This is a genomic window from Rhodoferax sp. P2_H8_2 (assembly GCF_056403235.1).
The window spans coordinates 216424-231474 of sequence record NZ_JBFUFW010000001.1 but is presented as its reverse complement, the minus strand read 5'-3'; the positions used below and the strand labels follow the sequence as shown (position 1 = coordinate 231474).

The 15051-nt window shown below is 58.4% G+C and carries 12 protein-coding genes and 1 tRNA gene; 9 read left to right on the top strand and 4 right to left on the bottom strand.

The window, feature by feature from the left end; translation table 11 throughout:
- Positions 1-18 precede the first annotated feature (18 nt).
- Positions 19-5952: a hybrid sensor histidine kinase/response regulator gene (locus AC1DV6_RS01135; RefSeq protein ID WP_477974358.1), complete on the top strand. Its 5934-nt coding sequence runs from the start codon at positions 19-21 to the stop codon at positions 5950-5952.
- On the opposite strand, the gene AC1DV6_RS01130 is transcribed toward AC1DV6_RS01135, so the two are convergent.
- On the bottom strand, positions 5949-7418 hold the full coding sequence (locus tag AC1DV6_RS01130; protein ID WP_477974357.1) for a cryptochrome/photolyase family protein: 1470 nt from the start codon (positions 7416-7418) through the stop codon (positions 5949-5951). The genes AC1DV6_RS01135 and AC1DV6_RS01130 overlap by 4 nt on opposite strands.
- Positions 7419-7439: 21 nt before the next feature.
- Between AC1DV6_RS01130 and AC1DV6_RS01125 the strand changes: the two genes are divergently transcribed.
- From AC1DV6_RS01125 to AC1DV6_RS01100, 6 genes are read left to right on the top strand one after another with little or no spacing between them, the layout of a single operon-like run.
- Complete coding sequence (locus tag AC1DV6_RS01125; RefSeq protein WP_477974356.1) at positions 7440-8039, top strand: YqgE/AlgH family protein; 600 nt, start codon at positions 7440-7442, stop codon at positions 8037-8039.
- Positions 8036-8449, top strand: coding sequence for a Holliday junction resolvase RuvX (gene ruvX, locus AC1DV6_RS01120; protein WP_477974355.1), 414 nt, complete (start codon positions 8036-8038; stop codon positions 8447-8449). The genes AC1DV6_RS01125 and ruvX overlap by 4 nt, the downstream gene beginning before the upstream one ends.
- Positions 8446-8943, top strand: coding sequence for a bifunctional pyr operon transcriptional regulator/uracil phosphoribosyltransferase PyrR (gene pyrR, locus AC1DV6_RS01115; RefSeq protein ID WP_477974354.1), 498 nt, complete (start codon positions 8446-8448; stop codon positions 8941-8943). Before ruvX ends, pyrR begins: the two co-directional genes overlap by 4 nt.
- A 2-nt stretch (positions 8944-8945) precedes the next feature.
- A complete protein-coding gene (locus tag AC1DV6_RS01110; RefSeq protein WP_477974353.1) occupies positions 8946-9908 on the top strand; it encodes an aspartate carbamoyltransferase catalytic subunit in 963 nt (320 codons plus the stop codon).
- Positions 9905-11200 carry a dihydroorotase gene (locus AC1DV6_RS01105; RefSeq protein ID WP_477974352.1) on the top strand — a complete coding sequence of 432 codons (1296 nt, stop codon included), beginning with the start codon at positions 9905-9907 and terminating at the stop codon, positions 11198-11200. The genes AC1DV6_RS01110 and AC1DV6_RS01105 overlap by 4 nt, the downstream gene beginning before the upstream one ends.
- 15 nt (positions 11201-11215) lie before the next feature.
- Positions 11216-11974, top strand: a complete 759-nt coding sequence (locus AC1DV6_RS01100; RefSeq protein ID WP_477974351.1) for a lysophospholipid acyltransferase family protein — start codon at positions 11216-11218, stop codon at positions 11972-11974.
- On the opposite strand, the gene AC1DV6_RS01095 is transcribed toward AC1DV6_RS01100, so the two are convergent.
- Positions 11946-12857, bottom strand: a complete 912-nt coding sequence (locus AC1DV6_RS01095; protein WP_477974350.1) for a YihY/virulence factor BrkB family protein — start codon at positions 12855-12857, stop codon at positions 11946-11948. The genes AC1DV6_RS01100 and AC1DV6_RS01095 overlap by 29 nt on opposite strands.
- A gap of 178 nt (positions 12858-13035) precedes the next feature.
- The gene (locus tag AC1DV6_RS01090) at positions 13036-13347 is read right to left on the bottom strand and encodes a hypothetical protein (protein WP_477974349.1); all 312 of its coding nucleotides are present in this window, start codon (positions 13345-13347) and stop codon (positions 13036-13038) included.
- A gap of 547 nt (positions 13348-13894) precedes the next feature.
- On the opposite strand from AC1DV6_RS01090, the gene AC1DV6_RS01085 reads away from it, so the two are divergent.
- Both AC1DV6_RS01085 and AC1DV6_RS01080 read left to right on the top strand, forming a co-directional pair.
- Positions 13895-14284 (top strand): hypothetical protein, encoded by a 390-nt coding sequence (locus AC1DV6_RS01085; protein ID WP_477974348.1) that lies wholly within the window; start codon positions 13895-13897, stop codon positions 14282-14284.
- Between the two features lie 30 nt (positions 14285-14314).
- The gene (locus tag AC1DV6_RS01080; protein WP_477974347.1) at positions 14315-14893 is read left to right on the top strand and encodes a GNAT family N-acetyltransferase; all 579 of its coding nucleotides are present in this window, start codon (positions 14315-14317) and stop codon (positions 14891-14893) included.
- Positions 14894-14952: 59 nt separating this feature from the next.
- On the opposite strand, the gene AC1DV6_RS01075 is transcribed toward AC1DV6_RS01080, so the two are convergent.
- A tRNA-Thr gene (locus AC1DV6_RS01075) sits at positions 14953-15028 on the bottom strand.
- Positions 15029-15051 lie beyond the last annotated feature (23 nt).

Below are 15051 nucleotides of genomic sequence, written 5' to 3'. Positions count from 1 at the left end.
TAGGAAAGACCCGTATCCATGGCATCCACCCCCGTCGTCGACAACGAAATTGCGGCCAGTGACCTGGGGCCTTTGGCCTGGGTGCTGGACGAGCTGCGCAAGTCACTGGACGGTGCCGCCAAGGCATTGCGCCGCTTTGTACGTGACGCCGAGTTGGCTCGTGGCTCCGATCTGACGGAGCTGGATGCCAGCCATTTGCGCATCGCACGCCAGCAGTTGCACCAGGCGGTGGGTGCCTTGGAAATGGTGGGCCTGCCCGCGCCTGCCAAGGTCTTGCGTGCGATGGAAGCATTGGCACAGAAGTATGTGCAGCGTCCTGAGTTGTGCAGCGACGATGCTGCTTCCAAGATGGAGCGCGCCAGTTTTGCGCTGACGGAATATCTGGAAGGTGTGCTTAAAGGCAAGACCGCATCATCCGTTGCGTTGTTCCCCCAATACCGGGCCGTGCTGGAGCTGGCAGGTGCCGACCGAGTGCACCCGGCGGATTTGTGGCCGCCCGAATGGCGCTGGCTGGAGATTCGGCCGGGCAAAGCGGCCAAACCGATCGGGTACGAGACCGAAGTGCGGACCAAATTGGACCAATCGGTTCTGAAGGTGGTCAAGAGCGGTGATACCGCGGCGGCACGGCGCCTCTCCGGGATTTGTGCTGGGTTGGCGGCTACCCAAACGTCGATGGAAACGCGTACGTTCTGGTCGATTGCCGCGGGGTTCTTCGAGGCATTGTCCCAAGAGCTGTGCCCGCTGGACGGCTACACCAAGCGCGCGGCCTCCCGCGTATTGCAACAGTACGCGACGCTGGCCAAGGGTGACACCAATGTGTCCGAGCGGCTGGCGCAGGACCTGCTTTTCTTCTGCGCGCAATCGGTTCCCAAAGAGGGTGTTGCTGCAGCGTATCTGAGCGCAGTTCGCAAGACGTACAACCTCACCAACCTGCGGGCGGCCGACTATGAAACGGAACAGTTTGGTCGCTTTGATCCGGCGTTGCTGGTCCTGGCACGCAAACGTATTGCGTCGGCTGCAGAGACCTGGTCGGCGCTTGCAGGAGGTGATACCAATCGGCTGAAGGTCGCCTCCGAGCAATTTGCTGCGGTGGCAGATTCTGTCGTGAAGCTCCATCCGGAATGCGGTGACCTGGCGCAGGCGCTGATTCATGCGCTGGATGTCACCGTGAAAAGCGGGGCTGCTCCTGTGCCTGCTGTGGCCATGGAAGTTGCGACATCCGTCTTGTATTTGGAAGCCGCTTACGAAGACATTGATCCGACCGAAAGCCAGATGGCAGATCGCAGCGCACGCCTGGCAGTGCGCTTGCGGCACGTCAGCGGTGGCGGCGAGCCCGAGCCCATGGAAGGCTGGATGGAGGAGCTATACCGTCGGGTGAGCGACCGCCAGACCATGGGCAGCGTGGTCGATGAGCTGCGTAGCGCATTGACAGAAGTCGAAAAGTCGCTCGATGCGTTCTTCCGCAATCCGCAAGACAAAGCGCCATTGCGCGACGTACCCACACAGCTCGCGCAAATGCGCGGCGTGTTCTCGGTGCTGGGGCTGGACCAGCCTTCGCTTGCGGCCCTGCGTATGCGCTCCAGCGTAGAGCAGTTCATGGTGGACACCATCGACGAGGCGACTGCACGCACCGGAATATTCGAAAAACTGGGCAACAGTCTCGGAGCTATGGGCTTCCTGATTGACATGCTGAGTTACCAGCGCGCCTTGGCCAAGAAACTGTTCGTGTATGACGAAGAGTTGGGCGAATTCAAGCCACTGATGGGCCGTGAACGTGTGGTTGTGCAGGAGGCTGAGCAGCCCGCGCCGGCAGCGCCGGACATGCCGCTGGAGCCTACTCAAGTGCTGGACCTGCCGCCCAACATGCAGGCGACGGTCTCTATGGTGGCTATGCCTGCATCGACACCAGTCTCGGTGGCTCCAGTGCCGCCAGCGCCTGTTGCAGCACCTGCAGTCACTGTTGACGACGGTGAAGACGATGAATTGATAGACATCTTCCTGGAAGAAGCACGCGAAGTGGTCCGTAACGGGCTGACCGCCGTCAAAGCGCTGGCCGGTGACCCCTCCAATCTGGCCGAGCAAACCACGTTGCGCCGGGCCTTCCACACGCTCAAGGGCAGCTCGCGCATGGTGGGCCTGACCGATTTCGGCGAAGCAGCCTGGTCTTTTGAGCAATTGCTCAACACCTGGCTGGCTGAACAACGCCCTGCCAGCGACGACTTGATTGCGGTCGCGAGCAGTGGCATGCATGCATTTGGCCGTTGGGTAGAAGACATTGCCAATCACGCCGATGTCCCGTGGAATGTCGCGGACTTCCGCAAGACGGCGGATGGTTTGCGCGTGGATGGTCAGCTCATTGCACTGCACACCCCCGGTGCCTCCGAGGCCGTGGAAGTCGTGGAAATGGAAATGCCTGTCGAGGACTTTGCCTCCAGCGTTGAGCCGGACCTGCAACCTACGACCGTGGTTGTGATTGAAGAGGCGACGCCACCTGATGTGGTTGAGTTTGCCTCTACGTCATTGGTAAGCAGCCTGCCGCAGCCCCAACCAGAGAGCGAAGCTCCGGTTGAGTTCTCAAGTACCCAGTTGGTAGACAGCCTTGACTTTGGTGCTTCATCCGAGCAGGTGGAGTTTGCGTCCACTTCGTTGGCGGACAGCTTGCGCTTTGAAGCGCCTGAACCCAAAGCCGATTTTGCGAACACCCAATTGGTCAGCAGCCTCAATGTGATGCCCGAGCCGGATGAGGCACGCGGATCCCGCCCTGATTTCCAGTCGACTCGCAGTTTCGAGCTGGATCTGCCTCCTCAACCGGCCGTTGACGATGCTGGCGCCAGTCTGGATCTGGGAGATATTGATTTTGGCGAGGTTGCTGCCGTTTCCGAGCCTGTCGCACAGGAAATAGCGCTGGATTTGCCGGAAGCAGAGCCTGTAGCCGAAGAGCTTTCCGCGCCAGAAGAGCAAGTTAAGGTCATTGGCCCGCTGCGTTTGAGCATTCCGCTTTACAACGTCTACCTCAATGAGGCCGATGAGTGGTCGCGGCGTTTGCAGACCGAACTCAATGAATGGGCGTTGGAGCTGCACGAGCCGGTATCGGACTCTGTCGTTGCATTGGCGCATTCGCTGTTGGGCAGCTCAGCCACTGTAGGTTTTGTAGCCTTGTCGGAAATGGCCCGTGCGCTGGAGCATGCGCTGCAACACGTGCAACTGCACCGCCAGGGCTCGCCCGAGTTGGCGCAGGTGTTCAACAATGCTGCAGAAGACATTCGCCGCTTGTTGCATCAGTTTGCAGCTGGCTTCCTGAAAGACGCCGACGAAGCTACCTTGGCTGCTTTGCAGACCATTATTGAAACTGAATTTCCGGCGCCAACGATGGAGTCAGTTTCTGCGGACTCGGTTGACTCTGCGTATACAGAGGTTGTTGTCGAAGAACACGTAGACGCGGTTCTGGAAGCGGAATTGGCCGCCAGCGTGGAAGAGCCGGATGTGGTGGCCGAAGAAGAAGTGCCGACGCAGGCACCTGAGCCTGAACCAGTCGTGTCGCCTGCCGCCGTAGCGGCAGCCGCACCCGCGGCTGTGGCAGCACCGCTGCGTGTGGTGCGCGCGCTGGACGATGATCTCGATGCAGTGGATCAGCTCGATGAAGATTTATTCCCCTTCTTTGAGGAAGAGGCTATCGAGTTGATGCCCCAGTTGGGTACCGCACTGCGCCAGTGGGTGTCTCGTCCTGACAATTTGGGTGCACGCAATGAAATATTGCGGGTGCTGCATACGCTCAAGGGCAGTGCGCGCCTCGCGGGTGCCATGCGCTTGGGCGAAATGTCGCACCGGATGGAGTCCGGCATCGAAGAGCTGGGTACTGAAGCCTTGCAAGCCGTGCAACTGGAGCCATTGCTCGCTGCGTTTGACGCATTGCAAAACAACTTTGATCGGCTGGGCAAACCCGTCGAAGAAGAAGCGCCTGCTGCTGCTCCCGCTCCCTCTAACGCTCCCGCCGTGTCGGTCGCAAACGTTGAGGCAAAGACAGCGGATACCCCCGTTAGCAAAGCAGTGGTCGCCGCGCCCGTGGTTGCCCATGTGCCATTGCGCCAAAGTGCAAACCAGTCGGTGCGTGTGCGCTCCCAGCTGTTGGACCGTCTGGTCAATCAGGCAGGTGAGGTCATGATCACGCGTTCTCGTATGGACGCGCGCCTGTCACAGTTGCGTACATCGCTGGACGAATTGACAGGCAATCTGGACCGTTTGCGCCAGCAATTGCGTGATGTCGAATTGCAGGCTGAATCGCAAATGCAGTCGCGCCTGGCGCAAACCAAGGAATCGGCACAGTCGTTCGATCCACTGGAATTTGACCGCTTTACCCGCGTGCAGGAACTGACCCGCATGATGGCGGAGTCGGTGAATGACGTGGCCACGGTGCAGCGCAATTTGCAACGATCCATTGAAGGCGCAGAAGACGATCTGATCGCGCAAGGCCGCCAGGCCCGTGAACTACAACGCGATTTGCTGCGCACGCGCATGGTGGAATTTGAAGGCATCTCTGATCGTTTGTACGGCGTGGTACGCCAGGCTGCGAAAGATGCGGGCAAACAGGTCAAGCTGGAAATCATCGGCGGCTCCATCGAAATGGACCGTGGCGTTCTGGACCGCATGGCGCCTGCGTTCGAACACATGCTGCGTAACTCTGTGGCCCACGGCATTGAAGATGGTGCGACGCGTGTCGCTGCAGGCAAGTCGGCCATTGGTTCCATTACCATTCTTGTGAACCAGGAAAGCAATGACGTGTCGGTGTCCTTCAGCGACGATGGCGGCGGCTTGCATCTGGACAAAATCCGCGCCAAGGCGATTGCCAATGGCGTGATTCAGGCGAGTGACGCGCTCAGTGATGGCGATGCTGCCAATCTGATTTTCATGCCCGGTTTCTCGACGGCGGAGCAGGTGACAGAACTGGCCGGACGCGGTATCGGCATGGACGTGGTCCGCTCTGAAGTAAATTCGCTGGGTGGTCGTATAGAGACCACGACCCAGGCAGGCCAAGGCAGTACCTTCAAGGTGATCTTGCCACTGACTACTGCTGTGACGCAGGTGGTGATGATGCGCATGGGCGAGTTCACCATTGGCGTGCCATCCAACCTGATGCAAACCGTGCTGCGGGTACCAGGTAATCTGGTGGAACAGTCGTACCAGCGTGACGGCTTTGACTTTGGCGGAGAAATCATCCCCTTCTTCTGGGCCGGTGCGCTACTGCAGGTCTCGTCGCATAGCCACGAGTTGCACACCAAGACCTTGCCGGTAGCAGTGTTCCGAAGCGCCGGCCAGCGCATGGCATTGCACGTAGACGAAGTGTTGGGTAACCGAGAAGTGGTGGTGAAGAACCTCGGGCCACAGCTGGCACGCTTGCCAGGTCTGGCGGGTATGTCCGTGCTGGCTTCCGGTGCTGTGGTTCTGATCTACAACCCGGTTGCTCTGGCGGCCGTGTATGGCGATCAGGCGCGTCAGTTGCGCATGGCGCCTGAAACGCCGGTGGCGGGCGACGCCAAATCGGCGACCATCATGGCTGGAAGCGTAGAGTTACCGTTGGTATTGGTGGTGGACGATTCCATCACGGTGCGCCGCGTGACACAACGTCTTCTCAAGCGTGAAGGCTACCGTGTGACACTGGCTGCCGACGGCTTGCAGGCGCTCGAAAGGCTGGCCGAAGAGCGGCCTGCCGTGGTGTTGTCAGATATCGAAATGCCGCGCATGGATGGCTTTGATCTGGCCCGCAACATCCGGGGTGATGACAAACTGAAAGATCTGCCCATCATCATGATCACCTCGCGTATTGCGGAGAAACACCGCGAACACGCACGTGAACTGGGTGTCGACCACTATCTGGGCAAGCCTTACTCTGAAGACGAACTGCTGGGTCTGGTGCGCGGCTACTGCACCGTCCCTTCTGAAAGCTCGGATATCTAGGGCAGTTTGCGCACAGCCCCGTAGCGCAACAGAGTGCGCGAACGGGCATGTGCGTGGTCGACCACCGGGCCTGGGTAGTTCCCGCCCAGCACCACTCCCGCTCTAGCCATTTCGTCGGCCTTGCCTACCCAGGGTGCGTGCAGCGCCTTGCCTTGCAGCTTGCTCAACTGCGGCAGATAGCGCTTGATGAACTTGCCCTCTGCATCGAACTTCTCGCTCTGACTCACCGGATTGAAGATTCTGAAATAGGGTTGCGCATCGCATCCGCTGGAACTCACCCATTGCCAGCCACCATTGTTGGCAGAGAGGTCAAAATCGTTCAGCAACTCGGCAAAGTAGCGCTCACCCCAGCGCCAATCGATTCCCAGGTGTTTGACCAGAAAGCTGCCTGCCACCATGCGCAACCGGTTGTGCATGTAGCCGGTCTGATTGAGTTGCGCCATTGCCGCATCCACCAACGGGTAGCCGGTTTGGCCTTGCTTCCATGCCTCAAATAGTTTTTCAGCACGCTCGCCATCTTCCCAATGGATCTGTTCGTACTCGGGCTTGAAACTGCTGTGGGCCGCATGTGGGAAGTTGGCTAGTATCTGAAAGTAGAAATCGCGCCAGATCAGCTCGCCCAGCCAGGTTGATGCACCACCGTTGCCCGCCAGATGAAATGGCAGCGCCAGGTTGACCAATTGGCGGATCGACACTGTGCCAAAGCGCAGATGCACGCCAAGATAGCTTGGGCCTTTGATGGAAGGGAAATCTCGGGTGGCGTCATAGCTGTCCATCCGGTCCCGAAAGTCGGTCAACAGCTTTTGTGCTCCCGACATGCCGGTGGGAATGCGCAATTGACTCAGGTTGGAGGGCTCGAACCCCAAATTCGCCAATGTCGGTACGGGCTGGGCGAATGGCTCCGGGCGTGGGGCCAATCCGGATGCGTGCGTTTGGCATTCATACGCTGGTAGCGGACGATCTCCGACAAGCGCCAGCCAGGCCCTTTTGTAGGGCGTAAACACGGTGTAGGGCTTGCTGGCCTGGGTCAGCACCTCGCGCTGCTCAAAGATGACATGGTCTTTGGCGATCAAGAAGGCGATGCGCTGGGCAGCGAGAGCTGTTTCAACGTGGTTATCACGTGCTTGGGCCGCAGGCTCGTAATCGCGCGCCGCGAAAACCGCCTGCACTCTCAGTTGCTGTGCCAGTTGCGGAATCGCGTCAAGTGCCTTGCCGTGCACGCAAATCAGTCCCGCCAGGGCATTGCCGCTGAGTTGCCGCAAGCTGGCATCGAGTTCCACCAGCGACTCCCGGATGAACTCGACGCGGCGGTCTTGTCGGGGCAGCGGATCCAGGATGTCTTGGTCAAACAGGAATACGCAAAAGACCTGTTGGCAGGACCGCAGAGCGAGGCTGAGCGCAGCGTTGTCCTCGCTGCGAAGGTCGCGGCGGAACCACACCAGGCCAGTTTCAAATTGTGTTTGCATCGCAGCCGCTAAAATACTTGTATGTCTGGCGATTCTGCACCCATCAATCTGACGAATCACTTCCTGATTGCAATGCCCGGACTCGAAGACGCCATATTCTCCAAAAGCGTCGTCTATGTGTGCGAACACAGCCCGCGCGGTGCGCTGGGGCTTGTGATCAACAAGCCCGCCGACATCTCTCTGACCGCGTTGTTTAACAAGGTGGATCTGCCTCTGCTGCGCACCGATTTGAAAGACGGCCCGGTATTTCAGGGTGGTCCGGTACAGGTGGAGCGCGGTTTTGTGTTGCATGAACCGATTTTTTCGCAGGCCGACAAACCCGACGAGTCTTTGTACGCCTCAACGTTGACAATTCCCGGCGGGCTGGAAATGACTACCTCCAAGGATGTACTGGAAGCTTTGTCCACCGGTGCCGGCCCGCGCAAAGTGCTGATCTCCTTGGGTTACTCGGCCTGGGGCGAAGGCCAGTTGGAAACAGAATTGGGCGAAAACAGCTGGCTCACAGTAGATGCAGATCAAACAGTTATTTTTGATACCCCGGTCGAACAACGCTATGCGAAGGCGCTGGCCTTGCTGGGTCTGGAGTCGTGGATGATCTCGTCGCAGGCGGGGCACGCATGAGCCTTGGGTCCACGACTGTGCCCGCGACGCTCACGACTTTTATTGCATTTGATTTTGGCCTGAAGCGTACCGGTGTCGCCGTGGGCAACCGCATCCTGGGCACTGCGCAACCACAAGGCTCCATCCATGCTGAAGGCGGTGCACGTTTTACACACATTGCGCAGCGTCTGAAAGAGTGGCAGCCCGATGCGATCGTGATTGGTGTGCCCTATCACCCAGATGGCGCAGCCCACGAAAACACGGCGCGTGCGAAGAAATTCGGTCGCCAATTGCATGGCCGCTTCGGCTTGCCGGTGTATGAGGTGGACGAACGCTACAGCACCACCGAGGCCATTGCCTCCGGTGCCAAGGACGCAGATGCCGCATCGGCCTGCATTATTCTGGAACAGTTCTTGAGGAGTTTGGCGTGAGTAACTTAGTCCTGGACGCGGAGGCGATCTACCGCGAATTGCTGCGAGGGGTGGGGCAGATTTGCCGCATGGACACCAAGCTGGTAGGCATTACCTCTGGTGGCGCCTGGATGGCGGAGCGTCTGCAAAAAGACATGGGCTTCCCGGGCAAACCCGGCATCATTTCATCGGCCATGCACCGGGATGATTTTGCGCAGCGCGGTTTGTCTGCCGGCGGGCAAACCTTGCTACCTTTTGATGTGAACGGCGCGCACATCCTGATTCTGGATGATGTGCTTTACACCGGTCGTACGCTGCGCGCGGTGATCAATGAACTGTTTGACTATGGCCGCCCGGCCAGTGTGCAGCTTGCCGTGATGGTGGACCGCGGTGGACGCGAGCTTCCGGTGCAAGCCGACTTTGCGGCGGCGCGGGTTGCGCTGGCGGCAAACCAGTCACTCACGCTGGCGCGCAACGATGCCGGTGTGTTTAGTTTTAACGTCGAGGAAGTGTGACCGTGTTTTACAAACGCAACCCCCAACTCAACAAGAACGGTGAACTGATTCATCTGCTGTCGGTGGAGGGCTTACCTAAAAGCATACTCACCCACATTCTGGACACCGCCACCAACTTCGTCTCAGTCAATGACCGCGAAGTGAAGAAGGTGCCGCTGTTGCGCGGCAAGAGCGTGTTCAACCTGTTTTTCGAGAACAGCACCCGCACCCGAACCACGTTCGAGATTGCCGCCACGCGCCTGTCGGCCGATGTGATCAACCTGGACATTGCGCGCTCCAGCGCCTCCAAGGGCGAATCGCTGTTGGACACCATTGCCAATCTGAGCGCGATGGCCGCCGACATGTTTGTTGTTCGCCATAGCGAGTCTGGGGCACCGTACCTGATTGCCCAGCACGTGGCGCCGCATGTGCACGTGATCAATGCGGGCGATGGCCGCCACGCGCACCCGACGCAGGGCCTGCTGGACATGTTCACGATCCGGCACTTCAAGAAAGATTTTTCCAACCTGACCGTTGCCATCGTCGGCGATGTGTTGCATTCACGGGTCGCGCGCTCGGATATCCATGCGCTGACCACATTGGGCTGCGCTGAGGTCCGTGTTGTCGGTCCCAAGACGCTGGTGCCAAGCGACATGGCACAAATGGGCGTGCGCGTGTGCCATACGCTGGAAGAAGGCATCAAGGGCGCCGATGTCATCATCATGCTGCGCCTGCAGAACGAACGCATGAGTGGCGCGCTGTTGCCCTCCACCCATGAGTTCTTCAAGAGCTACGGGCTGACGCCCGAGAAGCTGCAACTGGCCAAAAGCGATGCCATCGTGATGCACCCGGGACCGATTAATCGTGGCGTAGAGATTGACTCAACCGTGGTGGACGGCAATCAGAGTGTGATCCTGCCGCAGGTCACCTTCGGCATCGCCGTGCGCATGGCGGTGATGAGCATTGTTGCGGGGAACGAAGCATGAGCAAGATACTGATCAAGGGTGGACGGGTCATCAACCCGGCCAGCGGTTTGGATGAAAGGGCCGATGTAGCGATCGCAGATGGTGCGGTAGCAGCTATTAAAAATATAGCGCCTGACTTCAAACCGGATGCCGTGATTGACGCGACCGGCTGCATCGTGGTGCCAGGTCTGGTGGATTTGTCGGTGCGCTTGCGCGAGCCGGGCCATGAGCACGAGGGCACGCTGGCATCGGAGCTGGCGGCTGCGGTGGCAGGTGGTGTGACGAGCGTGGTGTGTCCGCCTGATACCGAGCCGGTGCTGGATGAAGCCGGTTTGGTGGAAATGCTGCGCTACCGCGCGCAAACGCTGAACCTGTCGCGGGTGTTTCCGCTAGGGGCGTTGACGCGCAATCTGGGCGGTGAAGAGCTGACGGAAATGCTGCAACTCACGCATGCGGGTTGCGTAGGTTTCAGCCAAGCCGAAGTGCCCATCGCTAACACCCAAGTGCTGCAGCGCGCCTTGCAATACGCCAGCACGTTTGGCTACACCGTATGGTTGCGTCCACAAGAGTTGTACCTCGGCAAGGGCGTAGCGGCCAGCGGCCCGCTGGCCACGCGCATGGGCTTGTCCGGCATTCCGGTAGCGGCGGAGACGATTGCCTTGCACACGATCTTCGAGCTGGTGCGCGCCACCGGTGCGCGCGTGCACCTGTGCCGCCTGAGTAGCGGGGCGGGTGTCGCGCTGGTGCGCCAGGCCAAGGCAGAGGGATTGCCGGTCACCTGCGACGTGAGCATCAACTCACTGCACCTGACCGATATTGACATCGGCTATTTTGACAGCCGCATGCGCCTGAATCCGCCGCTGCGCCAACAGCGCGACCGCGATGCGTTGCGCGTTGGTTTGGCTGACGGAACGATTGACGCACTGGTGTCGGACCACACGCCGGTCAGCGAAGACGAAAAGGCCTTGCCGTTTGCCGAGGCTGAGCCTGGCGCAACCGGGCTGGAGCTGCTGCTGAGCCTGGCGTTGAAATGGTCTCAGGATGCCGACGTTCCGCTACCACGTGCGCTTGCTACCGTGACCAGCGGTGCGGCGGGTGTGCTGGGCGCAGCCTTGGGCGCGACGGCATCCAGCGGCGGTCAACTGGTGGTGGGTGGCGCGGCGGACATCTGTGTGTTCGATCCGCAGAGCGCCTGGGTGGTGGAGCCAGCCGCATTGCGCAGCCAAAGCCGGCACACGCCGTTTGGTGGACTGGAGTTGCCTGGGCGCGTGCGCGCGACACTGGTCGGTGGCCATATTGCCTACCAGGCCTGACGGGCAGCCGCGGCTATGAAACAACTGCGGGCGTGCTGGCGGCTGTGCGGTGTTCTGGCGCACGTGATGGCAGGCGCGTGGACGATCCGCTTCAATTTCCCCAAGTTGTCGGAGCCTGAAAAAAACGCAGCTGTTCAGGCCTGGGCGCGCGAAATGCTTGCGCGGCTAGCTATTAAATTGATAGTGACTGGCCAGCCACCCGAGACTGGCCCGGTGCTGCTGGCGGCCAACCATATCTCCTGGCTGGACATCGTCGTGATGCATGCTGCGCGCCACTGCCGCTTCATCTCCAAAGCAGCGATACAGCATTGGCCGGTGGTAGGAATGTTGGCAACGGGAGCGGGCACGCTCTACATCGAGCGCGAGTCGCGGCGCGATGCGATGCGTGTGGTGCACCACATGGCTGAGCGATTGCAGGCGGGCGATATTCTGGCGGTCTTCCCTGAGGGCACGACCGGCGACGGCGCGGACCTGTTGCCATTTCATGCAAATTTGTTGCAGGCCGCAATCTCTGCGCCTGCACCCATACAGCCCGTGGCACTGACGTTCGTCGATGAAGCCAGTGGTGCACCGAGTTCTGCGCCTTGCTATATCGGCGATGACACGCTCTTGGGTTCGCTGTGGCGAATCCTATGTACACAAGGGCTGGTGGCGACCGTCCGTTTTGGCGAACCCCAATCCGTACAGGGCCGCGATCGCAGAAGCGTAGCGGCTGATTTGCGTGCGACGATTCAGGATCTGCGCACTACGCAGCCTGATCAACGTCCTGCATAAGATTGCGTTGCTCCACAGGGAGATCGGACTGCGTGCATCTGGAGCCAAACATGTTGGCGTAGACCCAAGTGAACTGTGCGCCCACCAGAAAAATCTGCGCCGAGTAATACACCCATAGCAGCACCACGACCAAAGATCCTGCGGCACCAAAGCCCGACACCACACCGCTGTGTCCGATGTACAAGCCGATCAGGGACTTGCCCACCGTGAACAGCAGCGATGTGAACAGCGCCCCTATCCATACGTCTCTCCATTGCACCTGCACGCGCGGCATGATTTTGTAGATCAGTGCAAACATCGTGGCGATCAGCAGAAAACTGCCAATGGCATTGGCCACGGATGCCACCACCAGCCAGTCGCCGACGTATTGCCCCCACCATCGTCCCAAAGTCACCAGCACGGTGCTGATGACCAGAGACACCATCAGCAGAAAGCCAATCGCCAGCACCATGCCAAACGATAGAAGGCGCGCACGGACCAGTGCAACCCATCCCGCATTGCGGTTACGCGCGGGCGCTCTCCAGATGCGATCGAGCGCATTCTGAAGCTCGCCAAAAACCGTAGTCGCACCTACGAGCAACAGTACGATGCCCAGCACGGTGGCGAACGCGCCTTCGGCCGGTTTGTGGACACTCTGCAGCAAGCCCTGCACGGCGGCTGCGCCCCCATCGCCCATCAGCGAGCGCAGCTGAACTGCTATTTCTCCCCTTGCCGCTTCTTCCCCAAACCAGAACCCGGCCAGCGATACCACGATAAATAGCAGCGGTGCCAGTGAGAACAGGGTGTAGTACGCCAGTGCTGCGCCCATGCTGTGTACGTAGTCGTCCACCCAGGAGGTGCCAATGCGCTTTAGCAGCGCCCAGGTATCGTTACGTGTTGGCAAGGTCAGACAAGGTTGGTTGTTCGCCCAGGCCTGTAGGTTCGGCGACCATCACAAGCGCCGTGGACGCAGGTGTGCGCAGCCTTCTGCTGTGCGTGGAATCCCTGCATTCCGCAACGGTTTGCTTTTCCGGTTTCATCTGTGTTGTCCAGGATTGCACTAGGTTGTGCGCGCCAGTTTGCTAGCCGCGCACGACAAAAACTTCGGCAGATGCGGCATCCACAACGGTCGCGGGGTGGGATGCCAATTCCTGCGCAGGGCTCCGCCCATCCAGCCAGGGATTAATGCGCGAAAACCATTCGGCAACCTCGTCGTTGTTGTAGATGCCATTGAGTTCGGCGAGAACACAAGACAACGCCGAGTGCGGCTGCATGCGCACCAGATCGAACTGAAATAGCGGCAACCATGTCTGCGCCTGCCATTCAAAATGCACCAGCTGGCGCTGACCAATGGCTTCGGACAGATATGTGTCCGATCCGGTAGAGCGCAGCATAAACATGGCTTCCAGATCGCCTACCCAAACCAGTCCGCCGGTGGTCCGGTACGAGTGCACCAGCGTCAGGAACTTTTCGTCTGAGGGGAGTGTTGGCGACGCGTGCGGTTTATGCGACCGATTGCGTAAACTTGATTGGCGGTTGATCCAGAGGGGGTGAGGCGCTGCGGATGCGGGGATGAATTGAGGGGGAGGAAGTTCTGCCATGGGCTGAAATTACCTCCATGCGGGAGCGCAATCTGTGCGGATACACACACAACTTCAGTCGTTGAATCCATCCGAAGGCGACAAAACCTCGGAAGCATTGGCGCAATTTGAGGTGGCGCCAAACATTCCTGAAATATTGCAAGCATTTACAAATATCCCCCGAATGGGGGATATTCAAGGTATGCGCAGTCAGCCAATAATCCGTGTTATGTAGGCTAAGTTGCGGCACAGGAATTGGGTACACGAGCCATTGTAAAAATGCCGTGAACCGCATTTAATAGCTGTGAGTCCTGATTCCATAGCTGTGCCCGTTATCGTTTGTATCTCGACGCCAATAGTTATGCAACGCAAGTCAGTCTTCCGCTCTCTGACATTCATCCTTATAACGCTCGTTTTTGCGATGCGGGTGCTTGCTGCCCCCACTTATATTGAATCTGCAATCGAAGTCGCCGAGCTATATAGCGGCGTTTGCCTGTCCATAGACACGAAGTGCTCTGTCGATTCGAAAAACAGCATCAATCTGGGTGAAAACCCGTCCAGTCAAATTAATTTGGGACACCACCTGCTGGGCAACATAGAGTCTGTCCAGCACGAACAACTTGCTAACGCGCTGTCTACAGAATCTATTTCCGTATTCGGAAAAGAACTGCCGTTGTGGATTTTTAGCGCTTCTATTTTCCATCCCCCGAAGTTCCAGTTTCGCCCTCTTCAAGCCATGGGCTTCTCCTGACGAGGAGCAGTGTTTTTATTGGGGAAAATTGTGGACATTATTTTGCGTAGTTTCAATTTCGCTCGAGGAAATATTCCTGCGGAATCGATAGATGCCATTCAAAGTATTTTTAATTCCGCCGGGGACTTTACAAGGTCGGTGTTTGACCATGCTTCCACTGGAGGTGAAGCGATGACGCTCCTTAGGACTCTCTTCAGGCCCATAACGGCTGAAGTAACAGTTTATGAAGTCATTTGTGAGCATAAAGTGTCGAGGTCAGTCGGTCTCATTGCAATTCAATACGCGCCAGAGATCCGTCAATCCATATTCGCACTCATCGTCCTTGACCGTCGGTATCGTGGCATGGGTATTGGTAACAAAGCCTTGGCGATGGCGGAAACCAAACTGAATCCGGGCAGCCAGTATGTTTCTGCCATCGTGTCGCTGTCTGACCATAAAGCGCTGAACTTCTGGAAGAAGTGTGGATACCTGCCAGAGGCAGAGTTCCCGACATCTATCAATACAACGTTTTTTAACCAAGACATGCGTTACATGCGACTCGTTAAGGAGACGGAAGATCACTCGCATTTGAGTGACGATTCGATGCAGGCATTTGGAGCTAAGTGTTAGCCACACGCTAACAAAAAAAATCCGCTATGGACGAGATAGCGGATTTTCCTTAGATACATTGGTGCCGGAAAGATGAATCGAACACCCGACCTTCTCATTACGAATGAGCTGCTCTACCGACTGAGCTACACCGGCTTTTTGTAAGCCCGCGATTATAG